The organism is Sphingomonas sp. (assembly GCF_024508665.1).
Taxonomy (GTDB): domain Bacteria; phylum Pseudomonadota; class Alphaproteobacteria; order Sphingomonadales; family Sphingomonadaceae; genus Sphingomonas.
In genome coordinates this window covers 286,330-311,621 of record NZ_JANINP010000002.1, presented here as the reverse complement: position 1 = coordinate 311,621, position 25,292 = coordinate 286,330, and the positions used below count along the sequence as shown (strand labels likewise).

At 65.8% G+C, this 25,292-nt stretch carries 17 protein-coding genes; 9 read left to right on the top strand and 8 right to left on the bottom strand.

Annotated elements, in window-relative coordinates:
• Positions 1-5: 5 nt before the first annotated feature.
• Positions 6-851, top strand: coding sequence for a LysR family transcriptional regulator (locus tag Q0L25_RS04205; protein ID WP_296611840.1), 846 nt, complete (start codon positions 6-8; stop codon positions 849-851).
• Positions 852-880: 29 nt separating this feature from the next.
• Here Q0L25_RS04205 and Q0L25_RS04200 read toward each other — a convergent pair whose 3' ends face one another.
• Entirely contained in the window at positions 881-1,900 is a 1,020-nt protein-coding gene (locus Q0L25_RS04200; RefSeq protein ID WP_296611838.1) for a LacI family DNA-binding transcriptional regulator, read from the bottom strand.
• A gap of 106 nt (positions 1,901-2,006) precedes the next feature.
• Positions 2,007-4,490 (bottom strand): glycoside hydrolase family 3 protein, encoded by a 2,484-nt coding sequence (locus tag Q0L25_RS04195; protein ID WP_296611837.1) that lies wholly within the window; start codon positions 4,488-4,490, stop codon positions 2,007-2,009.
• A 267-nt stretch (positions 4,491-4,757) separates the two neighbouring features.
• On the opposite strand from Q0L25_RS04195, the gene Q0L25_RS04190 reads away from it, so the two are divergent.
• The 5 genes from Q0L25_RS04190 to Q0L25_RS04170 all read left to right on the top strand — a co-directional run bounded on the left by Q0L25_RS04190 (position 4,758) and on the right by Q0L25_RS04170 (position 13,670).
• The gene (locus Q0L25_RS04190; protein WP_296611835.1) at positions 4,758-7,013 is read left to right on the top strand and encodes a glycoside hydrolase family 3 protein; all 2,256 of its coding nucleotides are present in this window, start codon (positions 4,758-4,760) and stop codon (positions 7,011-7,013) included.
• Between the two features lie 144 nt (positions 7,014-7,157).
• Positions 7,158-10,346 (top strand): TonB-dependent receptor, encoded by a 3,189-nt coding sequence (locus Q0L25_RS04185; protein WP_296611834.1) that lies wholly within the window; start codon positions 7,158-7,160, stop codon positions 10,344-10,346.
• A 69-nt stretch (positions 10,347-10,415) separates the two neighbouring features.
• On the top strand, positions 10,416-11,129 hold the full coding sequence (locus tag Q0L25_RS04180) for a SapC family protein (RefSeq protein ID WP_296611832.1): 714 nt from the start codon (positions 10,416-10,418) through the stop codon (positions 11,127-11,129).
• Positions 11,122-12,171 carry a cupin-like domain-containing protein gene (locus Q0L25_RS04175; RefSeq protein WP_296611831.1) on the top strand — a complete coding sequence of 350 codons (1,050 nt, stop codon included), beginning with the start codon at positions 11,122-11,124 and terminating at the stop codon, positions 12,169-12,171. Before Q0L25_RS04180 ends, Q0L25_RS04175 begins: the two co-directional genes overlap by 8 nt.
• On the top strand, positions 12,168-13,670 hold the full coding sequence (locus tag Q0L25_RS04170; RefSeq protein ID WP_296611830.1) for a tryptophan halogenase family protein: 1,503 nt from the start codon (positions 12,168-12,170) through the stop codon (positions 13,668-13,670). The genes Q0L25_RS04175 and Q0L25_RS04170 overlap by 4 nt, the downstream gene beginning before the upstream one ends.
• On the opposite strand, the gene Q0L25_RS04165 is transcribed toward Q0L25_RS04170, so the two are convergent.
• The 3 genes from Q0L25_RS04165 to Q0L25_RS04155 are packed head-to-tail and all read right to left on the bottom strand — an operon-like array spanning position 13,640 to position 16,037.
• Positions 13,640-14,254, bottom strand: a complete 615-nt coding sequence (locus Q0L25_RS04165) for a nuclear transport factor 2 family protein (RefSeq protein ID WP_296611828.1) — start codon at positions 14,252-14,254, stop codon at positions 13,640-13,642. The genes Q0L25_RS04170 and Q0L25_RS04165 overlap by 31 nt on opposite strands.
• A complete protein-coding gene (locus Q0L25_RS04160; protein WP_296611826.1) occupies positions 14,251-15,423 on the bottom strand; it encodes a M23 family metallopeptidase in 1,173 nt (390 codons plus the stop codon). Before Q0L25_RS04160 ends, Q0L25_RS04165 begins: the two co-directional genes overlap by 4 nt.
• Positions 15,420-16,037, bottom strand: a complete 618-nt coding sequence (locus Q0L25_RS04155; RefSeq protein WP_296611825.1) for a peroxiredoxin-like family protein — start codon at positions 16,035-16,037, stop codon at positions 15,420-15,422. Before Q0L25_RS04155 ends, Q0L25_RS04160 begins: the two co-directional genes overlap by 4 nt.
• A gap of 134 nt (positions 16,038-16,171) precedes the next feature.
• Here Q0L25_RS04155 and Q0L25_RS04150 point away from each other — a divergent pair, with 134 nt between their 5' ends.
• Both Q0L25_RS04150 and Q0L25_RS04145 read left to right on the top strand, forming a co-directional pair.
• Positions 16,172-16,750, top strand: coding sequence for a TetR/AcrR family transcriptional regulator (locus Q0L25_RS04150; RefSeq protein WP_296611824.1), 579 nt, complete (start codon positions 16,172-16,174; stop codon positions 16,748-16,750).
• Positions 16,751-16,941: 191 nt separating this feature from the next.
• The gene (locus tag Q0L25_RS04145; RefSeq protein WP_296611822.1) at positions 16,942-17,436 is read left to right on the top strand and encodes a hypothetical protein; all 495 of its coding nucleotides are present in this window, start codon (positions 16,942-16,944) and stop codon (positions 17,434-17,436) included.
• Between the two features lie 57 nt (positions 17,437-17,493).
• On the opposite strand, the gene Q0L25_RS04140 is transcribed toward Q0L25_RS04145, so the two are convergent.
• The gene (locus Q0L25_RS04140) at positions 17,494-19,578 is read right to left on the bottom strand and encodes a S9 family peptidase (protein ID WP_296611821.1); all 2,085 of its coding nucleotides are present in this window, start codon (positions 19,576-19,578) and stop codon (positions 17,494-17,496) included.
• 11 nt (positions 19,579-19,589) lie between these two features.
• Positions 19,590-21,851 (bottom strand): TonB-dependent receptor, encoded by a 2,262-nt coding sequence (locus tag Q0L25_RS04135; RefSeq protein WP_296611819.1) that lies wholly within the window; start codon positions 21,849-21,851, stop codon positions 19,590-19,592.
• Positions 21,852-22,112: 261 nt separating this feature from the next.
• Here Q0L25_RS04135 and Q0L25_RS04130 point away from each other — a divergent pair, with 261 nt between their 5' ends.
• Positions 22,113-23,774: an amidohydrolase gene (locus tag Q0L25_RS04130; RefSeq protein WP_296611818.1), complete on the top strand. Its 1,662-nt coding sequence runs from the start codon at positions 22,113-22,115 to the stop codon at positions 23,772-23,774.
• Here the strand turns inward: Q0L25_RS04130 and Q0L25_RS04125 are convergent.
• Complete coding sequence (locus Q0L25_RS04125) at positions 23,759-25,231, bottom strand: PLP-dependent aminotransferase family protein (RefSeq protein ID WP_296611816.1); 1,473 nt, start codon at positions 25,229-25,231, stop codon at positions 23,759-23,761. The genes Q0L25_RS04130 and Q0L25_RS04125 overlap by 16 nt on opposite strands.
• Positions 25,232-25,292 lie beyond the last annotated feature (61 nt).

The window sequence follows — 25,292 nt, the reverse complement described above, 5'->3', positions numbered from 1 at the left end:
CGTTCGTGACGGTCGTCGATCAGGGATCGATGGCGGCGGCCGCGCGCGTGCTGAACATCAGCGCCTCGGCGGTCGCCCAGCAACTCCACGCGCTCGAGCGAGAGATGGGCGCCCCCTTGCTGCTCCGCGTCGGCCGGACGATGCGGATGACCGAACAGGGCGCGCGCGTCCTGGCGCCCGCGCGCAAGCTGTTGCGCGACGCCACCGATCTGCGCGGCATTGCACAGGACGGCGAAGTGACCGGCGAATTGTGGCTGGGTGCCTGCACCACGCCGCTGACCGGGCTGTTGCCCGACATATTGGCGGCGGTGAGCAAGACCTTTCCCCAGGTCAATATCCACATCCAGTCGGGCAATTCGGCGCAGCTTTTCGTCGATGTCGAAGCGGGCAAGCTCGACGCCGCTCTGGTGCTCGAGGCACCCTATCCGCTGCCCAAGACCTGCGACTGGCTGTTGTTGCGCGAGGAACCTTTGATCGTGCTGGCGCCGCGCGCGCTCGCCGATCGCGATCCGCTCGACCTGCTGCGCGAAGAGCCGTTGATCCGCTATGACCGCAATCAATGGGGTGGCCGGTCGGCCGAAGTCTATCTGAACGAGCTCGGCATCGTCCCGCGCGAGCGGTTCGAGCTCAATGCCCTGAATGCGATCGCAATGATGGTCGATCGCGGCCTGGGCGTGTCGATCGTGCCCGACTGGACCCCGCCCTGGCCCGAGGGGATCGACATCGTCCGCCTGCAATTGCCCGAGCGGCGGATCGGGCGGCGCATCGGCATCGTCTGGTCACGCTCCAGCGTTCGCATGCGGCTGGTGACCGTATTGCTGCAGGAAAGCGCCCGCTTGTCCACGCGCTAGAGTCTGTTTCAGCGAAGCTGCGAACGACTCTAATTGCGCGGCGGCGCCGCGAGGCTGCCCCGCTCGATGAACTCATAGGGCAGCTCGACGCAGGCGCTGCCGTCGCGGGTCTGCTGCCCCGGTCCGACGAGCAGGTCGATCGCCGCCGCCGCCATTTCCGGATTGGGCTGGCGCACCGTGCTGAGCTGCGGCCAGGCCATGCGCGACACGGGCGCGTCGTCGAACCCGACGATCGACAAAGTGGCGGGAACGGCGATGTGGTGACGCATGGCGACGACCAAGGCGGCCAGCGCCATTTCGTCGTTGCTGGCGAAGATCGCGGTCGGCGGCTCGCCATCGCCGAGGATCGCTTCCGCCGCGACCAGGCCTGACCGGAAGGTGAAATCGCCCTGCAGCACGCGTTTCGGCGGGATCGATATGCCGGCGGCGGCGATCGCGTCGCAAAACCCTTCCCACCGCCGCACGGTCGCGCTGTGGGTGGGATTGCCCTTGATGAAGGCGATGTCGCGATGGCCGAGCGCGATCAGTTTCTCGGTCACTTCGCGCGCCGCGGCGCGGTCGTCCATGCGGACTTGCGGGGTGCGGTCGAGCGCGTCGCCGGGGGCGATGCGGACGATCGGCACCTCGTTTGCCTCGAGCATGTCGATCAGGTCCGGCCAGTCGCAAATCGGCGGGGTGAGCACCGCGCCCGCCAGTTTTACCGTGCGCAAGGTGGCATCGAGCCGCGCCATCCAGTCGGGTTGAGTGCGGTCGACCTCTTCGATCAGCAGGTGATGACTGAGCGCGCGGCAGCGGGTGAGCGCGCCGCGCTGCAGGTCGGCGGCATAGACCGAGGCTGGATCGTCGAAGAACATCCCGATCAGGAAGGACTTGGCGCTCGACAGGCCGCGCGCGAACGCGTTGGGCCGGTAATCGAGTTCCGCCACGACGCGCATGACCTGCTCGCGCACTTCGGGGCGGACATGGACTTCATCGTTGATGACGCGCGACACCGTCTTGGGCGACACGCCCGCGCGTTCCGCGACGTCCTTGATCGTAACCGTCTTCATGCCATGCAAATGTCCGCCAGCCGAGCGGCCGATGATGCGGAGCGATAATACCAATTTGCACGGAAGCAAGGCCTGGCCGGTCCTGCTTCACCCATAACGGAAACGGTCAGCGGCAATCCACCACCCCTTCCGGCGGCGAGGCGAAGCGGATGCCGGAGATGGTCAAGTCGAGCTGGCCGGCCGTGGTCATCGTGAGCGGCTTGGTGACGCGGTCGAGCGGCACGCCGGCAAGGCAACGCAGCGGCACCGCGATCTCGTCCCATTGCTTGCTGGCCGCCAGCGCCCTCAGCCGCGCGGTCACGTCCCGGCCGCCCAGCAGGACCGGGGCGGTCGGCACCTGGTCGACTTTCAGGTCGATCACCAGCGCGACATCGCCATTGGCTTCGCGTCTCAGGTCGACCGGCTCGCCGACCAAGGCGGCAGTCGCGTTCGCCTTGCCGGTCCAGGCGATCCTGATCGAATCCTCCTGCGCGCCGCGATCGGCCGGCCGCACCGATATCAGGGCCGGATCGGGATCGGCGGACAGCGTATTGTCGGCACCGAACAGGAAGCGCCGGCCATTGGTCGGCTTGCCGCGCGCGAACAGGATATTGCGGTCGCCGGCCGATCTGCCGCGATCTTCCGGGAGCGGCGCCAGATCGCCCTTGTCGCGTGTGGAAAGACCGAAGCCATAGGCGAAGAGCGGGTCGTACCCGGGATCGCCGACATTGAGCGGGGCCTGATCGGGCCGCTTGGGCCAGCTGTAGGGCAATTTGCCGCGAAAGTCGGCCTTACCGAACAACAGGTCGGCGACGCCTTCGCCTTCTGATCCCGGTAGCCACGCCGCGACGAACGCGTCCGATGTGTTGAGATAGGGGTTCACCCAAAGCGGACGCCCCGACAGGAACACGGCGACCACCGGGACGCCCGCAGCCTTCAACCGCTTCATCGTCGCCAGGTTGTCGACCGTGGCGGGATCGTCGAACGCCAAGTCGCTGCGGTCGCCCTGGAATTCGGCATAGGGATTTTCGCCAAATACGACGATCGCGGCGTCCGGCTTCGTCGCGAAATGCCCGTCGACCGCCAGACTGGCCTTGCCGCCGGCCGCCGTGACCTCATTCTCGATGCCTCGCCAGATCGAGGTGGCATTGGGAAAATCGCTCGGAAGAGTGCCGGTGCCTTGCCACGACAAGGTCCAGCCGCCCGCCTGCTTCGCGACATTGTCGGCGCCGTCGCCGGCGACGAGGATCGTGGCACCGGGCTTGAGCGGCAGCAGCGAGCCCGCGTTCTTCAGCAATACCAGAGATTCGCGCACCGCCTGGCGCGCGATTGCCCGATGCGCGGGCGAACCGAGCTGGTCATATTGGCCGGCATAAGGGCGTTCGGACGGCCGCTTCGCGTCGAATATGCCGGCGCGGAACTTGACCCGCAGGATCCGGCGCACGGCGTCGTCGAGCCGGCTCATCGGGATCGTTCCTGCCTTCACTTCGCGCAGGGTCGATTCCCAAATGCCTTTCCAGCTGTCGGGCGCCATGTAGAGATCGAGCCCGGCCAGCATCGCCTGCGGGCAATCGGCCGCGGTGCATCCCTCGACCTGGGCATGCGCGTTCCAGTCGCTGACCAGGAAGCCGTCGAAATTCCAGCGATCCTTGATGACGCCGGTCAGCAGGCTGCGATTGCCGGTCATCTTGCGGCCGTTCCAGCTGGAAAAGCTGATCATGATCGACTGCACGCCGGCCTTGATCGCCGCTTCATAGGGCGGTGCGAACAAGTCGCGAAGCTGCGCTTCGGTCACTTGGGCGTCGCCCTGGTCCTTGCCGTCCCTGGTGCCGCCGTCGCCGAGGAAATGCTTGGCGGTGGCGATGACGTGCGGGCCCTTCAGCCAGTCCCGGGAGCCGATCTTGCCCTGCAGTCCCCTGACGAGGGGACCGGCATAGCTGGCGGCGATCTCGGGGACCTCGCCGAACCCTTCATAGCTGCGGCCCCAGCGGTCGTCGCGGACCACGGCGATGGTCGGCGCAAAGGTCCAATCGATGCCGGTCACGCGCATCTCGACCGCAGTCACCTCGCCGATCCGCCGCATCAGCGCCGGGTCACGCATCGCGCCGAGGCCGACATTGTGCGGGAACAAGGTCGCGCCGACGATGTTCGAATGGCCGTGCACCGCGTCGATCCCCCAGATCGCCGGGATGCGCGGCAAGTTGGGATCGCCGCTGGTCGAGGCATCCCAAAAGGCATCCGCCAGCGCGAGCCAATCCTTGGCGGGGGCATTGTATTTGCCGCCGGGGTCCGAGTTGCCGCCGTTGAAAACCGAGCCGAGATGGTACTTGCGGACATCGTCGGGCGTGATCGAGGCGATGTCGCCCTGTACGATCTGCCCCACCTTCTGTTCGAGCGACATGCTGGCCATCAGGCGCGTGATCTTGTCCTCGACGACGGCGTCTTCGCGCACCGGCGATTTGATCGCGGGCCAGGTGGCCGGATTGGCGACGCTGGATGCGGCAGCGGGAGAGGCGGCGGCCGCAGGAGATGCCTGCTGTCCCGACGCCGGCGTTCCAAGCGCCAAGGCGGCCATAGCCAGGCCGGCGAACGGCGCTCCCCTTCGAATCATCTCCACCCCTTATCGTTTTGCAGGCGCCGCTCGCCGAAACTCGTTGACATCGATGTCGGTCTTGGCGATCTACGTCAAGCATTTCGGAAAAACCGAAGGAGGGGAAAGGGATGATCACTGCCGCGCGAGCTCTGCCGTCCGACACAGATCCCGCTCCCGCCTTCCAATTCTCGAATCCTCCCCCCGCCGTGCCCAGCGCCGGCGGGCTAGCGGCCGCCGCACGCTGTGGCGGCCGCTTTTTTTGTTCCGTCGATTGAGGAATCCGCGATGAAGTCTCGTCTGTTGGGCGCCTTGATCTGCGTCGGTACCGTCAGCCTGCCGGCCGCGCTGGCCGCGCGCGAAGCCGGGCGGAAGCCCGTCGCCGCCGAGGCGAATCGCGCTGGAGAACCCTGGCGTAACAGGAATTTGTCGGCCGCAGCGCGCGCCGCGGCCTTGGTCAAGGCGATGACGCTTCAGGAGAAGCTGACCTATATCCACGGCCTGTTCCCCAACAAGATCGATCCCCGTCCCGCCGATATGGTTCCCTCGGCCGGCTATGTGCCCGGCGTGCCGCGGCTCGGCATCCCGACCTTGCGCGAAAGCGACGCAAGTCTGGGCGTTGCCAACCAGATGAATTTGCGCACGGACGATGTCGCGACGGCCCTGCCGTCGGGGCTCGCGACCGCGGCGACCTTCGATCCCAAGCTGGCTTATGCCGGCGGCGCGATGGCGGGTGCGGAAGCGCGGGCCAAGACCTTCAACGTCCTGCTGGCCGGCGGCGTCAACCTGACGCGCGATGCCTGGAACGGGCGCAATTTCGAATATCTGGGGGAAGATCCGTTGCTCGCAGGCACGCTCGCCGCGGCCGCCGTGCGCGGGGTCGAATCGAACCATATCGTCTCGACCGTGAAGCATTTCGCGCTCAACGCGCAGGAGACCGGCCGTACCATCCTCAACGCGCGGATCGACGAAGCGGCGCTGCGCGAGAGCGACCTTCTCGCCTTCGAAATCGCGGTGAAGGACGGCCGCCCCGGCTCGGTGATGTGCGCCTATAACAAGGTCAATGGCGACTGGTCGTGCGAGAACCGGTTCCTGTTGACCAAGGTGCTGCGCGACGACTGGAAATATCCCGGCTGGGTGATGTCCGACTGGGGCGGGGTCCATTCGACGGTCAAGGCGGCGATGGCGGGCCTCGACCAGGAATCGGGTCAGGAACTCGACAAGCAGATCTATTTCGGCGCGCCGTTCGCCGCGGCGGTCGCGAACGGCACGATTCCCGTTGCGCGTCTGGACGAGATGGTGCGCCGCATCCTGACCGGGGTGATCGCCAGCGGGCTTTACGACAATCCGTCGCCGTCGGCGGTGCAACCGATTGATTATGCGGCACATGCCGATGTTGCGCAGCGCGTCTCGGAAGCCTCGATGGTGCTGCTCAAGAACCAGGGCGATGTCCTGCCGCTGGCCAAAAGCGCGCGGAAGATCGTGCTGATCGGCGGCCATGCCGATGTCGGCGTGCTGTCGGGCGGCGGGTCGAGCCAGGTGCGGTCGGTGGGCGGCGTGCCGATCGAAATCCCGCTGACCTCGGGCGCGGCGGCGTCGTTCGTGCGCGTGACCTATCACAATTCGTCGCCGCTCAAGGCGATCCGGGCGATCGCGCCGGGCGCGCAGATTTCCTATGTTGACGGCAAGGACCCGGCGGCCGCGGCGGCGGCGGCGCGCGATGCCGACATCGCGATCGTCTTCGCTACGCAATGGGCGACCGAGGCCGAGGATAATCGCGACATCGCGCTGCCCGACAATCAGGATGCGCTGATCGACGCGGTCGCCGCGGCGCAATCGAAGACGGTGGTGGTGCTCGAGACCGGCGGCCCGGTGCTGATGCCGTGGATCGACCGCGTGCCGGCGGTCCTCGAGGCCTGGTATCCGGGCCAGCGTGGCGGGGAAGCGCTCGCACGCGTCCTGTTCGGCGATGTCGACGCGACCGGGCGCCTGCCGATGACCTTCGCACGCGCGTCCACGCAGCTGCCCCGTCCCGGACCGCTCGGACTGGAAAGCCTGAAGAACGACGCCGCGAGCAATGCCGGTTCGGGGACCGACGAACCGGTCGCCTCGTTCGATGTCGATTATAAGGAAGGCGCCAATGTCGGTTACCGCTGGTATGCGGCGCAGAACAGCCAGCCGCTGTTCGCGTTCGGCTATGGTCTCCATTATGCCAAGCTGAGTTATGCCAAGGCCCGCTTCACCGGCGGGGCGAAGCCGGGCGTGACGGTTGCGATCACCAATCAAAGCGATCGTGCGACCGTCGCGGTGCCGCAACTCTACGTCACGTTACCTGATGGCAGTCCGTTGCGGCTCGCCGGATGGAGCCGCGAAAAGCTGGCACCGCACGAGACGCGGAGCGTGACGATTGCGGTCGATCCGCGCGTTCTGGCGCGTTGGCAAGGCGGCCGCTGGCGGCAGGCCGCGGGCAGCTACAAATTGACCCTGGCAACCGACGCCGCGCATCCGCTGCAATCGGCCAGTGTTGCCCTGGCGCAACGCTAAATCAAACGATCCGAAATGGGCTTTGTCCGATATTGACATCGATGTCGGACTCGATACGAAGACGGTCGAGGCGAGACCACATCGCTTAACATCATAGTCGTGTCGGCATGGGAAGATGCCGGCCAGGTAGGGAGGATCCGGGGCATGAGGACATTGAGAATTTCTGCGTCTGCGCTGGCGCTTGCGGTCGGGCTCGCGGCGCCGGGCGTGGCTGCCGCCCAGGCGCAGCCGCAAACCGCGGCGCCTGACGCTGCGCCGCCGGCACCGGCTGACGACCAGGCCGCAGCGGGCGCTGACATCGTCGTCACCGGCGTTCGCGCGTCGCTCGAGCGGTCGATCGCGATCAAGCGCAATTCCAACGGCATCGTCGACGCGATCTCGGCCGAGGATATCGGCAAATTCCCCAACACCAACCTGGCGGAATCGCTCCAGCGCATCACCGGCGTGTCGATCGACCGCGTCAACGGCGAAGGCTCGACCGTCACCGTCCGCGGTTTCGGCGCGCAATATAACCTCGTCACCTTGAACGGGCGCCAGCTCGCGACGTCGAACATCGTCTCGGTCGGCGGCGACCAGGGCGGCGACGGCGCGGGCGGTTTCGGCCGGTCGTTCGACTTCGCGAATCTCGCCGCGGAAGGGGTCAAGACGCTCGAAGTCTACAAGACCGGCCGCGCCGCGGTTCCGTCGGGCGGCATCGGTGCCGCGATCAACGTCGTCACCCGGCGTCCGCTCGATGCGCGGGAAAGCGGGTTTACCGGCACGATCGGCGCGAAGGCGAGCTACGACACCAGCGCCGACGACTGCATCAGCTGCGGCAGCCATGTGACGCCGGAAGTGTCCGGCCTGCTCAGCTGGAGCGACAAGGATCAGAAGGTCGGCATCTCGCTGTTCGGCAGCTACCAGAAGCGCAATTTCACCGTCCCGACCGTGGCGAGCGACGACTGGAATATCCGCACTCTGTCGGATTTCCTCAATCCCAACAATGGTTTCGTCAACGCCGCTACCAAGCTCAACAACGTGCCGGGCAATGCCAATGTTCTGGTTTCGGTGCCCAATGACAGCCGCTACCACTTCTCCGAGGACAGCCGCGAGCGGCTGAACGGTCAGGCGACGCTGCAATTCCGGCCGACCGACGGGCTGACCATCACCGCCGACGGTATGTACGCGCAGCTCCGGGCCTCCGAGCGCCGTTCGACCCAGTCCAACTGGTTCAACCGGCCATTCGACGAAGTGACGTTCGACGACGCGTCCAACGGAATCGCCACGACCTCTTACCTCCACGAAACCATCAACGGCGTGAAGGATGAGGCGTTCGAGCAGGCCTATCGCGCGCAGAAGAACCGTTTGTGGGATGTCGGCCTGAATATTGATTGGCAGGCTACCGATCGGCTGAAGTTCGTGCTCGATGGGCATATCGGCAAGGCCGAAAGCCTGCCGGACAATCCCAATGGTCAGACTTCGACCACGGTTGCGTTCAACATGCCGGTGGTCACGTCGCACTCGCTGACCACCACCCCGGGCGGTTTCCCGCAGCAGACCCTGACGTTCAACGACTGTGCTCCCAGCGTCACCCCTGCCGGTGTGGCGTTCACGAAGGGCAATTGCGACAACAAGCTCGACGCCGGCGATCTGTCCGGCGCCATCCAGCGCCAGTTCGCCTCGACCCAGACGCAGCGGATCAAGGAACTGCGGCTCGACGGCACCTGGGATTTCGGCGGCGGCAGCAAGTTCGATTTCGGCGGCGGCTATCGCACCACCAATACGCTGCAGACGCAGTACAATACGCGTCAGGTTCTCGGCGACTGGGGCAATTCGCTGCCGCCCGAGATCAATGCCGTGGCGCCGGGACAGGTGTTCCAGTTCTGCACGGCGTGCCAGTTCACCCACAACAACCCGAACGCCGACGCCAATACCCTGGTCGCCTGGCGCACGGAGGATGCGACTAAGCTCTATAACACGCTGTACCAGCATTATATCGGCATCACGAACGATGGCGTGAACCACCAGAACAATATCGACGCCAACAACTACAACCGCGTCAAGGAAGATATCTGGTCGGTCTATGGCCAGTTCACCTGGAACGGCACCATCGGCAACATGCAGGCGCAGCTCGTCGCCGGCGCCCGGTTCGAAAGCACCAAGGTCACGGCCCAGTCGCTGCAGCCGGTGCCGCTCGCCATCGTCTGGCAGGCGGACAACGACTTCACCATCCTCAACTCGACCGATCGTCAGGCGCTGACGTCGAAGGGCAGCTACAACAATCTGCTGCCGTCGATGGATTTCTCGATCGGCTTTACCGACAAGCTGAAGGGACGCTTCTCGTACTCGAAGACGATCGCGCGTGCGCCTTATGGCAACCTGTTCGCCTCGACCAGCGTCGGTGCGCCGCCGCGCCCGACGGCGATCGGCGGCACCGCGACCGGTTTTGCCAACAATACCGGTCTCAAGCCGCTCGATTCGGATAATTTCGACGTGTCGCTCGAATGGTATCCGAACAAGGACAGCTATTTCTCGGTCGGCTTCTTCGACAAGCGCGTGCACAACTTCATCGGCAACACGTTGGTCAACCGTACGCTGTTCGGCTTGCGGGATCCGACCTCGGGCACTGCCGGCACGCGCTCGGGCACGGCCAAGGATCGGCTGACTGCGTTACAAGCCGGCATCACCGACGTGAACCTGTTCACCTACACCGCCTTGTTGCAGCAGAACAACGGCAACGTGGCGGCGGCGGATGCAGCGTTCCAGGCGAACTATCACAATGGCGCGCTCGATCAGACCTTCGTCGACAACATACTTGGGGCGGTAGATATCCTCCCCGACGCCAGCGATCCGCTGTTCAACTTCTCGGTCAATACGCCGATCAACAACAAGGACGCCGAGATTTACGGCGTCGAGATCGCCGGCCAGTATTTCTTCGGCCGGACCGGCTTCGGCCTTGCCGCCAGCTACACCCTGGTGCGCGGCAATGTCGGGATCGACGTGGCGGCCAATCCGAACGTCGACCAGTTCGCGCTGGTCGGTCTGTCGGACACCGCCAACGTCACGTTGATCTATGAGAAGTACGGAATTTCGGCTCGCCTGGCCTATAACTGGCGCGCCAAGTTCCTGAGCCAGCTCAACCGCGACAGCTACCATAACCCGGTGTACACCGCGCCTTACGGCCAGCTCGACCTCAACCTGAGCTATGACATCACCAAGAATATCGCGGTCAGCTTCGAAGGCATCAACCTCACCGAGGAAGGTGTCCGGACCTATGGTCGCGACCCGAGCAACACCTGGTATCTGGCCGAAGGCTCGGCCCGCTACCTGGTCGGTGCGCGCTTCAAGTTCTGAACCGCCGTCACATGCTGAAAATGGGGAAGGCCGCTGCACAAGCGGCCTTCTTCGTCTAAGAAGATAACGATGGCGAACCCCGTCCTGCTCAACAACATCGACCATGCCGATCTGCGGGTCGTGCTCGATCGCGGTGCCGCTTATGGCGATGCCGTCAACCAGACGATGGTGTTCGCGACCGAGTTCGAGGAATTGCAGCGCGAATACGCGATCCTGTTCCGGCGCGATCCCGCCGGCGCCTATCGCGCGACCGTTCTGCTGGGGTTCGATGCCGACGAGAATCTCTATCTCGACGGCACGCATTGGGACGCGCGCTATATTCCCGCATTGATGAGCCGCGGTCCGTTCTTGATCGGAGTGCCGCCCGAAGGTGTCACTGGCGAGCCGATGATCCATATCGACCCGTCGCATCCGCGCGTGCGCCAGGGCGGCGAGGGGGCCGCGATCTTCCTCGATCATGGCGGCAACGCGCCGTTGCTCGATCACGTCTCGGCCGCCCTGCAGCGCATCTATGTAGGGTCGCAGGTCGCCCCGGCCATGTTCGCCGCGTTCGAGGAACATGGCCTGATCCAACCGGTCGAGCTGCGGGTAGAGACAGAGGACGGGCGCCGCTTCACCGTGCCCGACGGCTATACGATCGCGCAGGATCGGCTGGCGGCGCTCGCCGGCGCGGCGCTCGCGGCGCTGCATCGCGACGACTTCCTGCGGCCGGCGATCTGGGCGGCGTCCTCGCTGGGCAACATCACCGCCTTGGTCGCGCGCAAGCAGCGCCGCGATGGCTGATGTGGCCCCTGACCGGATCGCCGTCACCCGGCGGACCCGCGAGCGTACCGGAGATATCGCCAACCCGGACCTCGCCGCGATCATTGCCGAGGGCGTGCCAACCATCCTGAAGGGCGCCGCGCGCGACTGGCCGCTGGTTCAGGCCGGGCTACAATCGCCGGAACGCGCCGTGGACTATCTGTCGCGATTCCACAGCGGACAGCCGGTGGTCGGCTATACCGCCGATCCGGGAGCCGGCGGCCGCTTCCACTATAATCAAGACGCGACCGCGATGAACTTCCGCGGCGAGCGCGTCGCGTTCGACGCCTTTATCGCGCGCATCTTGGAACAGCGCGACAAGCCCGACGCGCCCGCTTTCTATATCGGCTCGACCGACCTCGACACCTTCTTCCCCGGCTTTCGCGCGGAGAACGAGCTGACGCCGGCGGGAGACTTGTTCGCCCAGCATCCGCCGCTCGCCAGCATCTGGCTTGGCAACCGTACGATCGCGGCGGCGCATTTCGACATGTCGAACAATGCGGCCTGCTGCGCGGTCGGGCATCGCCGCTTCACCTTGTTCCCGCCGGAGCAGGTGGCCAATCTCTATCCCGGCCCGCTGGCGCCGACGCCGGGCGGGCAGGTGGTCACGATGGTCGATTTCGCCGCGCCCGATCTCGACCTCTATCCGAACTTCGCCGAGGCGGCGGCGGCCGGCGAGATCGCCGAACTCGAGCCCGGCGACGTCCTCGTCTATCCCGCCTTGTGGTGGCACCAGGTCGAGGCGCTCGACGACTTCAACGTGCTCGTCAATTATTGGTGGAACGCGGCGCCGGATTTCCTCGACACGCCGATGACGACCTTGCTCCACGCCATGCTCTCGCTGCGCGATCGCCCGGAGCACGAGAAAGAGGCGTGGCGCGCGATGTTCGACTATTACATCTTCGGCCCGGCCGAGCGCCCGGCGGCGCATTTGCCGGTGCCGGCCCGCGGGCCGCTCGCGTCCCTCGACCCCATGGCGGCACGGCAGTTGCGCGCCTTGATCCAAAGGCAGCTCAATCGATGACCGAAGCAACTCCCGATCGGATCCGACGCGTCGTGGTGGCGGGTGGCGGCACCGCGGGTTGGGTCGCCGCGACCACGCTGGCCAAGCATCTCAGCCCGATGATCGAGGTGGTGCTGGTCGAATCCGACGAGATCGGCACGGTCGGCGTCGGCGAGTCGACCATCCCGACGATCCGCACCTTCCATTCCTTCATCGGCATCGACGAGGACGCGTTCGTCCGCGCCACCAATGCCAGCTTCAAGCTGGGCATCGGCTTCGAGGATTGGGATCGGCCGGGCGACCGCTATTTCCACTCCTTCGGTTCGGTCGGGCGATCGGTGTTCGTCGCCGATTTCCAGCATTTCTGGCTCGAGGCGCGGCAGCGCGGTTTCGGGCGGCCTTATGGCGATTATTCGCTCGAGCTGCGCGCGGCGGCGGAAAACCGCTTCTCCACCGATCCCAAGCTTGGCCTCGCTTATGCCTATCATCTCGACGCCACCGCTTATGCGCGGTTCCTGCGCGGCATCGCCGAGGCCGACGGGGTAAAGCGCGTCGAGGGCCGCATCGCGGAGGTCTTGCAGGATCCGGAAAGCGGCGACATCCGCGCGTTGGTGCTGGCGTCGGGCGAGCGGGTCGAGGGCGATTTCTTCATCGACTGCACCGGCTTTCGCGCGCTGCTGATCGAGCAGACGCTGAAGGCCGGGTTCGACGATTGGAGCAACTGGCTCGCAACCGACAGCGCGTTCGCGGTCCAGACCGAGAGCGCGGGCGAGGCGGTGCCCTATACCCGCGCCATCGCGCATGACGCCGGGTGGCGCTGGCGCATCCCGCTGCAGCACCGGGTCGGCAACGGCTTCGTCTTCTGCAGCGACTATATGGACAACGACACGGCGCGCGAGACGTTGCTGGACGCGCTCGACGGCGAACCCTTGTTCGAGCCGCGCCTGTTGCGCTTCACTGCGGGCATGCGTCGCCGGGCATGGCACCACAATTGCCTGGCGCTCGGCCTGGCCGGCGGGTTCATCGAGCCGCTGGAGTCGACCAGCATCCATCTGGTGATGATCGCCGTCACGCGCTTCATCCAGTCGTTCCCCTTCACGCGCGACTATGCCGCGCTGGCCGATCGCTTCAACGCGCGGTCGGAGGCCGAATGGACGCATGTCCGCGACTTCGTGATCCTGCATTATGCGCTCAACCACCGCGACGAGCCGTTCTGGCGCAGCAGGTCCGAGATGACGCTGCCCGATACGCTGGCGGCGCGCCTCGAACTGTTCCGCGAACAGGCGATGGCGCATCAGGACCAGGACGAGATTTTCCGCATCGATTCCTGGTGCCAGGTGATGATGGGGCAGGGCCTGATGCCCGACGGCTGGCACTTGCTGCCGAGCCAGCTGCCGGACGCCAATCTTCGCCAGGCGCTGGATGGGCTCGACGCCGGGATCAAGGCCCGGCTGCCGCAGCTGCCGACCCTGGGCCGGTTCCTGGAGCGCTACGCCAGCGCTGTGCCCCAAGCCGTTTGACGCCGAAGCGTCCGGTCGAGCGGGTCGCTTGGCCTGGTGGCCGCGGGTGGCGTTGCTTGAGGAAAGCCGGCGTCAGGTTGGCGGCAGGCGGGCTCGAATGATGCGCGGGCACAGCCTCGGTCATATGCCGACATGTTGTGAATAGACCGCGCGCCAGTGGCCGGCCCGATATGCGAAAATGTCGCACGACTGGACCTTGCCACGGCTCTCGGCGCGTCGGAAATCCAGGTAAGGATGGCCGTGTCTCCGAACAGCGCGACTTCGCCATGGCTGGGGTGTTGCGCACGCCACGCCGCGACCTTCGCCATGTATTCGGGCGAACCGGCATGCTGCCGGGCGCTGGCGATGATCGCGTCCCTGCTCGTCGTCTTGCCGTCCGCTCCGATCGAACGATAGCCGGGGAGCAGCAGGCGCGCCACGAATGCCGCGTCGCCATCGATCTCGGCATCTCCCCAGGCATCGTCGACGGCAAGGACTGCGGCCGGGGTTCTCGCATCCGGCTTGTCGCCGTCGGGCATGGCGAAGGCACCTCCGGCCCTGCCGACCGTCAACGCGAGCGCTGCGATCCAGACCAATCGATTCATCCCATTTCTCCGCTTGAGACGCCCGACGCAGCGCAATGGGCGGGCTGGCTCTCAGGCGTTGCGGGTGCGAGCGCCGCGAACGAAACGACCGAGTTCGCGCCCGGCCGCGCGCTCGCCACCGATCGCCGGGGCGACGACCGCCAGCGCGCCCGACCCAGGTGCGCGATGTCCGGATAATCGCCCCACAGGCTGAACCTGTCGAAGACGAACGGCAGGCCTTCGCCACCGAGCGGGCTGGCCGAATCCGATACGTGAAAGTGAAGATGCGGGCCGGTGGAATCGCCGGTGAAGCCGAGTTCGCCCAAAATAGCGCCGCGCCGAACCAGCTGGCCTGCGCGGACGCGGATGCTTCCCGGACGGAGGTGTTCGTAGGTCGCGAACTTCCCACCTCCCAGGTTCAGGACGACATAATTGCCGGGCGCGGTCGCCGCGTCGTGCGCCCGATTTGCGCTGATGCTCCGGCTTTCCTCGATGCCGTTGCGCGTGGCCGCTATCCTGCCGGCGGCCACCGCCAGCACCGGATCGCCATAGCCGAGCGCGTCGGACGGCCGATCGGGATCTCCGCAGCTGGTCGCGCCGGTCGACGCGACCTTGACGAAGTCGATGGCAAACCGCCCGGGGAGCACCTCTCCCCGAGGGGAGGGATAGAAGACGCGGCGATGGCCACGCGGCCAGTCCGGATGATGCACCGCGACCCAAAGTCCGGCTCCCAAAGGCGGACCGAGCGGTGGTCCGGCGTCATCGGCCGCGCGCTGGATGAGGTCGGCTCGACCCGCCGACCCGTCCTTGAGGAAAGTAATACTGGAACGGAGCATTCCCGGCGCCGCACGCACCCGGTCCGTGTCGACATACACCAGGCATTCGCTGCCCGGCGACACCAGATGCCGCACCGGGTCGCAGCCGCCGCGCCCAGGCGCGACCGCGGCACGCAACCTGTCACCCGTAAGGGTCAACAAGGTACCTCCCGTGGCAGCGTCGCGCACCTGCAATGCACGCAGCTCCACCTCTGCCTTGCCGCGATTTACCACATGCAGCTCATAGCGAACGGAGATGCCGCTGTCGGTCCGATCGAGGCGCGGCGCGAAGCGGCTCTCCAGCGCTATTCCTTGCGCGGGCGCGTGGGCCGACAGCGCACTCAGGCCCAACCCCAAAACAAGCGCCGCTTTCATCCTGCTACCCGTATTTTGCCGCCGCCGAGTTCGCCGACGGCTGCACGAGCAAGATCGAGCACCTCGTCCACGGACCATTGATCATAAGCATGCTCGCCATATTTGCACGCTAGCACGGTCCCACTGGGCCCGATCAGGACGTCCGCCGGCAAGCCGAGACTACCGCCCTGAGGGGAAATGGACGGCATCGGCTGGCGACCCCGCAGGACGCGCAAGAGCGAGCGCAGGACGCCAAGCAGAATAGGGGGCCATGCTCGCGGATCGCCCAGCGCGCGGGTGCCCGCCTCCACACCGAATTGCGCGTACAGGCGTTTGTCGGGGTCGGCGACCAATGCAAAGGGCAGGCCGCCGGCGTGAAGCCGCAGCTCCGCCTCGTCCGAATGGAACAGCACGATTTCGCTGATGCCGGCCTGCTCGATCTCCGCGTGCCGGCGCGCGAAGGAGTGCAAATGGAGGTCGCACACCGGGCATCCGGCGAAGCGGCGAAACTGCAAGTGCGTCAGCCGCTCGGGAGCGGGAAGCTCGACCTGTCCCGAAATCGACGCCAGCTGCAACGGGCCCACTCGCGTGCCGACCGCGATACGTCGCCGAGCTCGGCTTATGCTTTCGACCACCAAGGAACTCCGTTCCATTCGTTACTGAACGAAAGTACGATAACGAACGAACATCCGATTTTCCGAAGGATTAATCATCGCGGATGTTCGGTTGTGAACGGACCCGGGTAAAAATCCCCGAACTGGAGGAGCCGATGCCCGACAACATCGACCGCCGCGTCGCGCGGACCCAAAGGGCAATGCGCGCGGCGCTGGTCGGCCTTTTGCGGCGCAAGGCTTATGCCGACATCACCGTCCAGGACATTCTCGACGAGGCCGATATCGGGCGGTCGACGTTTTATTCGCATTGTTCGGGCAAGGATCAGCTGGTGCGCTTGAGCTTTCGGCTGCTGCGCGCGGAGCTGGCGGCGGCGGCCAGCGAGGAGCGGGACGACGCACCCGCTTGCCTGCTCCCTTTTGCCCTGCCGGTCATCCGCCACCTGGCGGACCATCGCGATCTCTACGGCGCCTTCGCCGGGAGTCAGGCGAGCGATCTTCTCCTGGGCGAGCTTCGTCAATTGGTGCTCGAACTCGCGCGGGGCGACCTTAAGCATCTGACGATCGCCGCCGACGTGCCGCCGGACGTAGCGCTGCAGTTCGTGGCGGGCGCCTTCACCGCGCTGCTGGCATGGTGGCTGGACGGCAGGGGAAGATTGGCGCCGGAAGCGCTCGATGCGATGTTCCAGCAACTCATTCGCGACGGCCTCGCGGGGCAGCGGACGGTTGCATCGTAATCCGGCGGGCAGGCCGACATACGGCCGTTCGTTCTCGACTTCGGACCGGCCCTGCCGCAGGTTTTCGCGGCCTGTTCGAGCGGGAAGTATCTTTCCGGACGCGGCAAAGGTCTCCTGTCCGGGAATTTTCCGGCGGAAGTCCCCGGCTTTGCCTAGTTGGCGCTTCGGTTCATCGAGATCGAAAGCACGACATGTCCGAACAGGTCAGGCCCATGGTTCCCGTCCGCGCCTATCGCTTCGCCGGTTTCTCCACTTTTGCCGTGCTGGCGACGACCGCATTCCATCACGCCTATGGCGCGATCGTCTATGACACGCCCTGGCGCTTACACGTCGCCGTCATCGCCCCCATCCTGGCCCTGGCGATCGCGCGGGCATTGTATCTCGGAGGATCGCGGCGAGGCACGCGGTCGGGGCTTTGGTGGACGCGCATTGCCGCCGCGATGATCCTGGTCTTTCCGGTCGGTCTGATCGGTCTGGTCGAAGGCGGGTACAACCATGTGATCAAGAACCTGGTCTATTTCCTGTCCGGCCCCCAGGCGGCGCGCGCCCTTTTCCCACCCCCCGCCTATGAGATGCCCGACAACTTCCTGTTCGAGATCACGGGCAACGCCCAATTGCCGTTGGCGTTGGCAGCCGCCTATTGTGCGATGGCCCTGCTGCGGCCTTGGAACAGGAGGGGGACGTGACTGGGCCAGCGAGCCGTCGTCGTTTTTTCGGCCGCCGCTGCCAGCGCGGCCAAGCGATCAGAGATGGGCGTCGAACCAGGCGAGAACCCGGCGCTGGATATCGCGCTGGTGCGCGGGATCGTGGAACCAGTGCGGCTCGTTCGGATATTTGACCATCTCCGCATCCTTTCCGAGCATCTTCAAGCCGCGATAGAATTCTAGGCCCAGCGTCACCGGTACCCTGGTGTCGCCCTCGCCATGCAATATCAGGACGGGAGTTTGGACATTGGCGAGCATCCGCGCCGACGAGCTGCGGTCGTAATCGGCCATATTCGCGGTGACATCGCCATAATAGCCGAGCGGAAAGTCGGGCGTGTCGGTTATCCGCGCGAACGGCACGAGGTCCGTGGGCCCGGCGCCGACTACGGCGGCCTTGAAGCGGTCGCCATGCGTCACTGCCCAGGCCGACATGAACCCGCCATAGCTCCAGCCGCCGATGCCCAGCCGGTTGGGATCGGCAACTTTGCGCGCGATCAGCGCGTCGACCCCGTCCATCACGTCCCGATAGTCCATTCCGCCCCAGTCGTTGCCGACCGCGCGGGCGAAATCGGTGCCCTGGCCGTCCGATCCGCGCGGATTGGGGAGGAACACGACATAGCCGTGCGTCGCCAGCATCTGCGCCCATTCGTGCCAGCTGCCGAGCCATCCCGACCACCACGCCCATTCGGGACCGCCATGGATCTCGACCACCATCTTGGTCGGCGTGCCGGGCACGTAGTTCGGCGGCGTGACGAGCACGCCGTAGATGGTCTTACCGTCCTTGCTGTTGCGCCAGCTGATCTCGCTGACCTTGCCGAGCTTCCAGTCGGCCACCTGGCCGTTGATCCGGGTGATCGGGCGCGCCTTCCCGGCGGCGATCGTCCACACGTCGGCGGGGCGGTCGGGGCTGGAGAGCGCGGCGACCATCCGGCGGCCGTCGCGGCTGATGTCGAAGTCGCTGGCCTCGCCGTCGAGCGCCGCGACCCGCGTCACCGTCCCGCTCCGGCGGTCGATCCGCACGACGGCCGAGCGCGTCTTCTCGAACGACAGCGCCAGCACCGATTTGCCGTCGGCCGACCAGCGGACATTGGTGAACAGGCCGGGATGATCGTCGGCGAGCGGGCGAACCGCCTCAGTGTCGAGATCGCAGACCCGCAGGCCCAGCCCGATAAAGCCCGGCAGCCGGATCACTTCGCCCAGGATCGACTTGCCGTCGGCCGACCAGAACGGTCCTTCGGCGGCGTTGTCCAGCACGGTCTTGCCGATCGTGCCGCTCGCGGGGTCGAACAGGACCAGCCGCGAATGATAGAAATAATCGTTGATCCGGGTCGTGTCGGCGACGCGCAACGCCATCCGCTTGCCGTCGGGCGACCAGTCCATCGCGCTGACATTCACCCCGTCGGGCGAGACGCGGCGTGCGCTGTGGCTGGCAAGGTCGAGGATCCACAGCCGGCTGAAATGGCGGTCGCCGTCGATCTCGGTCCAATTCGCGCCGCCGGCGATCGCCTGCTTCTCCTCGGCCGATTGCGGATCGACGCTGAGGAACGCGATCTGCTTGCCGTCGGGCGACCAGGCGATGTCGTTGACGTCGCCGGGCATAGCGGTCAGCGGGATCGCCTCGCCGCCGCCGACCGGCATCAGCCACAATTGGGTCGAGGCGGCCCCCGGCTCGGCGGCGCCCGCTGGCGGCGTACCGGCGACCGGGGGATTGGGACCGGCGGCGTTGGCCGTCGAAAAGGCGAAACTGGTGCCCTTGTCGCTGACCAGCGGGTTGGGCCGATTGGACAGGAAGGCGATCCACTTGCCGTCGGGCGACCAGTGCGGCGCGCTGTCGACGCCCGCGCTGACGATGAACGGCCGGGCCGCGGCGCTGCCGTCGGACGGCACCGTCCAGATCGTCTGGTGCGGCGAGCCGAAGGTCGACATTTGCGCCTGGACGGTAAACAGCACCGTGTGGCCGTCAGGCGACAGCGCGACGTCGCGCATGTCGCGTAGCTTCATGATGTCGTCGGGCGTGATCGGCCCGCCCGACGCCGCGGGCAGCGGCGCCGGATCGTCCGCCCCCCGTACCATCGGCACGGGGGACAGCGCGATCAGCAAGGCTGTGGTGAGGCGGCGGATCATGATCCGCACGGTTACAGCTTCCAGTCGATGCGAAGTCCATAGGTGCGCGGCCGCACGATCGAATAGGCCGGGGCGAATTGCGACGTGAAGGGCGCGTTGAGGATGCCGTATTCGTTGAACAGATTGTTGACGAAGCCGGTCAGCCGGAAATGCCCGGCCAGGGTGAACGAGGCACGCGCGTCGAAGATGTTGAAGTCGCCGCGCGTGCTGGTCGATCCGAACGCGACCGGGGCCTTGGACAGGTAACGATGCGCCACCTCGAACGACGGCTTGCCCGGCAGATCGTCGCGATCATAGCTGATCGTGCTGGCGACCGACCATTTGGATGACCCGGGCAGCGTCGATCCCGACACGTATCCGCCACCCACCGCGAACGTATCCGGCAGGAAGGTGGTCAGCTCGGCGTCCGAATAAGTGACGTTGGTGCTCAGCGTCAGCGCGCGCGTCGCGCGGAACGATCCGGCGAATTCGACGCCGACGATGTTGGCGCTGCCGGCATTGGTAACATAGGAATAATATTGCGGTGCCGGACCGAACAGGCGTGCCTGGATGCCGTGCCAGTCGATATTGTAGATCGAGGCGTCGATCGTCAGCCGGTTCCACAAGGTGGTCTTGATGCCGGCCTCGTAATTGTCGACCTTGTCGCTCGCATAGGCGGTGGGAATGGTCGGCAACAGGCCGGCATTGGGATTGATCCCGCCGACGCGATAGCCGCGCGAATAGGTCATGTACGCCAGGAAATGCGAATTGGGGCGGAACGCCAGCGAGGCCTTGGGCGTGAAGCCATGGTCCTTCTGGTCGGTATGGCCCGACAGGTCGACCGGGCTGCCGCTGACGAAGCCGGCCTTGTTGGTCACGTCGCCCTCGGCACGGGTGCTGTAATAGCGGCCGCCGACGGTGATCTCGAAACCCTTGAGCGGCTTCCACGTCGCTTCGCCGAACACGCCGAAATCGGTGTTCAGCGTGTCCGACAGATATCCGTAGATGCGGTCGTTGGGCGCCAGCACCGAGGCGGGATAAGCGAAGCCGCCCGGATTGGCGGTGATGTACGCATTGGCACCCGGCGCGAACATCTGATCGTAGGAGAATTTGGTCGCGCGCATATAGCTGACACCGATCAGCCAGTTGAGCGGACCGCCATTGTCCTTCGACGCGATCCGTCCTTCGATCGTCTTTATGTTCGCATTGGCATTGGCATAATCATAGGCCACGTTCGGCCCGGTGAAGGTGCCGGTGACATAGCCATAGGGATCGGTGAAGAGCGTGTAATTCTTCTTCTCGTCGATCGCGCCGAGCACGGTCAGCGTCGCGACGTCGCCGAGATCCTGGTCGAGACGCAGGCTGTTGAGCAGGAAACTGGTCGTCTGCGGTTCGACCCGCCCGGTGCTGCGGCTATAGCTGTTGGCGTAAGTGATATAGGTCTGATCGTCGAGCTTGGTGTCCTGATACGCGCCGAGATAGGTGATCTTGGTTCCTTCGAATGGCGTGAACACGATCGATCCGCGCAAGCCGCGCGTGCGGAAATCGTTGCTGCCCTTCTTCTCCGGCGTCAGCCCGACATTGTCGATGAAGCCGGCATCGTAGCGCTGCAGCGCCATCACCCGGACCGCCAGCTTGTCCTTGATGATCGGCAGGTTGAACATGATCTTGCCGGCATAATTCAGGTCGCCGCCGGAATGCGCGGTCGACCCGATCAGCCCCTCGGCTGCCGCGTCGAGCTTGGACGGGTCGGCGGTCTTGACGACGTAATTGACCAGGCCGCCCAGCGTCGATGACCCGAACAACGTGCCCTGCGGTCCGCGCAACACTTCGACGCGGTCGAGGTCGAACGTATCGACATCGGGAATGCCGATCGGGAAGCCCGGCTCCACGACGTTGATTTCGTTGAGATAATAGCCGACGGTCGTCTGGCCCTGTTCGTGATAGGTGGTCGCCGCGATGCCGCGGATCACGACTTCCGACACGCCTGGCTGATAATCGTTGAACACGACGCCGGGCAGCCGGTTGATATAGTCGGACAGGCTGTTGGCGTTCATCTTGTTGAGCTGGTCGCCGCTGATCGCGCTGATCGGCATGGCGATCTGGCTCTGGCTCTCCGCGCGCTTGGTCGCGGTGACGATGATGTCCTGATCGTTGCCGGCATAGCTGTCGTCATTGGCATTGGCCGGCGCCGCGGCAGCCGATTGCGCCTGCGCCATGCCGGGTGCGGCGAGCGCGATGCCGAACGCCAATGCGGCGGCGGACGTGGTTCTGAGAGAGCGAGAAATGCGCACGTTGGACCCCTTCGTTCGAGCGCGGACAGGCCGCTGAGTGTCTCCTGCTGCGCCTCGCTCGGACTGTCTGCCGCTCCGCCCGATGTCGCCGGCGCCCCTACAGCGTCGCAGCTTGGTCCAGATTGGTGAACCGGAAACATCCAAAATGCGGATATCGACGGGTCCAACGCTTGGACCCGTCGCGCTCGCCAGCTTGGATGTTTCGTGCCCGCGGCGATAGGGAGCAGCATCGTCCGGTCGCGAACGACAGGGGAGTTAAAGATGGATCGCCGCACTTTCCTGGGGGCAGCCGCCACGACCGCGCTGGCGTGGCGCGTCGGCGCGCTGGCCGCCGATCGCGGGCTCGACGTCGCCTTGGTCAACGGATCGATCTGGACCGGAATGCCCGGACGGCCGCGCGCGACCGCTCTCGGCATCGTCGGTGACCGCGTCGCTGTGCTCGGCGCCGATGCCGTGAAGGCGCGGACGACGGCGCGGACGCGCGTGATCGACCTCGGCGGCGCATTCGCCATGCCGGCCTTTACTGACGGCCATACGCATTTCCTCCACGGCTCGGTGACGTTGACCCAGCCCGATTTGTTGAGCGCGACCGACCGCGCCGATTTCGCCGCAAGGCTGGGCGCGGCGGCGCGCGCGCGGCCGGGCAAATGGATCCTGGGCGGGACATGGGACGAACAGAGGCTGGGTGGCGCCTTGCCCACCCACGACTGGATCGACGCGGTCACTCCAGACACGCCGGTTTCGCTGCCGCGTACCGATCTGCATTCCTATCTGCTCAACAGCGTCGCGCTGAAACTGGCGGGGATCGACCGCAACACGCCCGATCCCGCTGGCGGCGTGATCGTCCGCGACGCGCAGGGCAATCCGACCGGCGTCCTGAAGGACAATGCCACGAAGCTGGTCGATCGCGTGATCCCGCCGCCGAGCGACGCCGATGCCGATGAGGCGGTGCTGCTGGGTATCCGTCACGGGCTGAGCAAGGGCGTCGCGCAGGTCCACAATCCTGAGATCGACTGGACCACCTGGGGGCCCTTGCGCCGGCTCCATGCGCGCAAGGCGCTCGACATGCGTTTCTATGCCTTCGTGCCGCTGGTCGATTGGGAAAAGATGGCCAGGATCGTCGCGGAAGAAGGCCGCGGCGACGACTGGCTGCGCTGGGGCGGAGTCAAGGCGCTGACCGACGGGTCGCTCGGCTCGCGCACCGCGGTGTTCTACGACGATTATACCGATGCGCCTGGCCAGCGCGGTGTCCGCGTGACGAGCCTGGCCAATCTGCGCGAGTGGATCGGCGCTGCCGACGCGCACGGGCTGCATGTCGCGGCGCATGCGATCGGCGACCGCGCCAACGACGACATGCTCGATATTTTCGCCGATGTCGCGCGAACCAATGGCGCCAAGGATCGACGTTTTCGCATCGAACATGCCCAGCATCTTCGCCCGTCGAGCATCGCGCGGTTCGCGAAACAGGGCGTGGTCGCCTCGGTCCAGCCGTTCCACGCGATCGACGATGGGCGTTGGGCAGTGAAGCGGATCGGCGAGAAGCGGCTGAACGGCACCTATGCCTTCCGTTCGCTGATCGACAGCGGCGCGCATGTCGCGTTCGGGTCGGACTGGCCGGTGGCGCCGCTCGATCCGCTGACCGGGCTATATGCCGCAATGACGCGGCGAACGATCGACGGCGCCAATCCCGGCGGCTGGCTGCCGGACCAGAAGGTGACCGCCGAACAGACGTTGGTCGCCTATACGCGCGGCAATGCCTGGTCCGGCTTCATGGAGGATCGCACCGGCCAGCTTGCGCCGGGCTATTATGCCGACATCGCGGTGTTCGATCGCGACCTGCTGGCGACCGATCCGCTCAAGGTCCAGGATGCGAAGGTGCTGCACACCTTCGTCGGCGGGAAGCAGCGCTACACCGCGGCCTGAGCGAGCAAGGCGATCGCGGCCCGCGCCTCGTCCTCGGTTGGGCTGGCGAAACCGAGCCGCAGCCCGCGTTCGGCGTCCGGGCTGGTCGCGAATGAGCGAGAGTCGGCGAAGCGGAGACCCAATGCAGGCGCCGCCCGTTCGATACGGTCGAGCAAGGCGGGGTCCGGAAAGCGCAGCCAGAAGGCGAGCCCGCCGTCGGGCACGCGAATGTCGGCCTTGTCCCCCAACCGTTCGCGCAATGCCTCGGCGAACGCGCTGCGCCGCGCCGCATAGATTTGCGACGCCTTGCGCGCGTGGCGGCGAAGCTCGCCGCTTTCGATCAACTCGGCGACGGCATCTTCGGTGAAGCTGTTACCCATGCCGTCGATCGTCGAAACTTGGTGCGCGATGGCGTCGATCAGCGGCGGCGGGGCCGCGATGTAGCCGATCCGCAGCGCGGGCAGCAGCAGCTTGGAGAGCGATCCGACATAGATCACGCGCGCCGGCGCATAGCTCGCCATCGGCAGCAAGGGCTGCGATTCGAAGTGGAATTCGTGGTCGTAATCGTCCTCGATCAAGGCGAAGTCGAATTGCCGCGCGAGCTCGAGCAAGCGCAACCGGCGTTCGGGGCGCAGTGCGACGGTGGTCGGGAATTGGTGGTGCGGCGTCAGGAAGATCGCGCGCACATTGTGCTTGCGACAGGCACGCTCGACATCCTCGACGTCGATCCCCTGATCATCGAGCCCGACCGGCACGATCCGCGCGCCGCGCGCGGCGAAGGCGGTCACCGCCGGTTCGTAGGTCAGTTTCTCGACCAGCACGGCGTCGCCCGGCGCGATCAGCAATTGGGTGGCCAGAAAAATGCCGTGCTGGCTGCCGCGCGTGATGCAGATATGGTCGGCGGTCACCGCCAGCCCGCGTTCGGCCTTAAGCATGTCGGCGATCGTCGCTCGCAACAGCGGCGTCCCGCGGGGATCACGATAGGACATGCTGTCCGCGCGCGCGCTGCGCTTGATCGCGGTGCGATAGGCGCGGCTCAACACGTCGACGGGAAACAGCCGGCCGTCGGGCGACCCTTCATCCAGCTTGATGCCGCGATCCGCCGACCAGGCGAGCGCGCGTTCGGGGGGTGGCTCGAAGCGATAGGCGGGACGGTCCCGCTCGGCTTCCGCATTGCGCTGCGCCGCCGCCGGCAATGCCGGCTTGTCGTCGTCGTGGAGGCTGGAGACCATCGTCCCGCGCGTGCCGTGCGATGTCAGCCAACCCTGAGCGATCAGATCCTCATAAGCCAGCACGACGGTCTTGCGATTGACCGACAGCAACTGGGCGAGTTCGCGGCTGCTGGGGAGGAAGGTGCCCGACGGCAGGCGCCCGCGCTCGATCTCGTGGATGATCGCATGGACGATCTGGAGATAGATCGGCGTCGGCCGGGCGGGATCGATCCTTTCGCCGAGAGTGATCTTCCAGGGGCGCAGCATTGGTCCCCACTTCTCCCATTTTGATCCAATATGGATGGGTCCAGCTTAGTCGAACCCGAGC

Bases quoted from the DNA above. Each gene is read 5' to 3' on its own strand.
- Q0L25_RS04200 (WP_296611838.1), bottom strand. From the start codon at position 1,900: ATGAAGACGGTTACGATCAAGGACGTCGCGGAACGCGCGGGCGTGTCG.
- Q0L25_RS04195 (WP_296611837.1), bottom strand. From the start codon at position 4,490: ATGATTCGAAGGGGAGCGCCGTTCGCCGGCCTGGCTATGGCCGCCTTG.
- Q0L25_RS04190 (WP_296611835.1), top strand. From the start codon at position 4,758: ATGAAGTCTCGTCTGTTGGGCGCCTTGATCTGCGTCGGTACCGTCAGC.
- Q0L25_RS04185 (WP_296611834.1), top strand. From the start codon at position 7,158: ATGAGGACATTGAGAATTTCTGCGTCTGCGCTGGCGCTTGCGGTCGGG.
- Q0L25_RS04180 (WP_296611832.1), top strand. From the start codon at position 10,416: ATGGCGAACCCCGTCCTGCTCAACAACATCGACCATGCCGATCTGCGG.
- Q0L25_RS04175 (WP_296611831.1), top strand. From the start codon at position 11,122: ATGGCTGATGTGGCCCCTGACCGGATCGCCGTCACCCGGCGGACCCGC.
- Q0L25_RS04170 (WP_296611830.1), top strand. From the start codon at position 12,168: ATGACCGAAGCAACTCCCGATCGGATCCGACGCGTCGTGGTGGCGGGT.
- Q0L25_RS04165 (WP_296611828.1), bottom strand. From the start codon at position 14,254: ATGAATCGATTGGTCTGGATCGCAGCGCTCGCGTTGACGGTCGGCAGG.
- Q0L25_RS04160 (WP_296611826.1), bottom strand. From the start codon at position 15,423: ATGAAAGCGGCGCTTGTTTTGGGGTTGGGCCTGAGTGCGCTGTCGGCC.
- Q0L25_RS04150 (WP_296611824.1), top strand. From the start codon at position 16,172: ATGCCCGACAACATCGACCGCCGCGTCGCGCGGACCCAAAGGGCAATG.
- Q0L25_RS04145 (WP_296611822.1), top strand. From the start codon at position 16,942: ATGTCCGAACAGGTCAGGCCCATGGTTCCCGTCCGCGCCTATCGCTTC.
- Q0L25_RS04140 (WP_296611821.1), bottom strand. From the start codon at position 19,578: ATGATCCGCCGCCTCACCACAGCCTTGCTGATCGCGCTGTCCCCCGTG.
- Q0L25_RS04130 (WP_296611818.1), top strand. From the start codon at position 22,113: ATGGATCGCCGCACTTTCCTGGGGGCAGCCGCCACGACCGCGCTGGCG.
- Q0L25_RS04125 (WP_296611816.1), bottom strand. From the start codon at position 25,231: ATGCTGCGCCCCTGGAAGATCACTCTCGGCGAAAGGATCGATCCCGCC.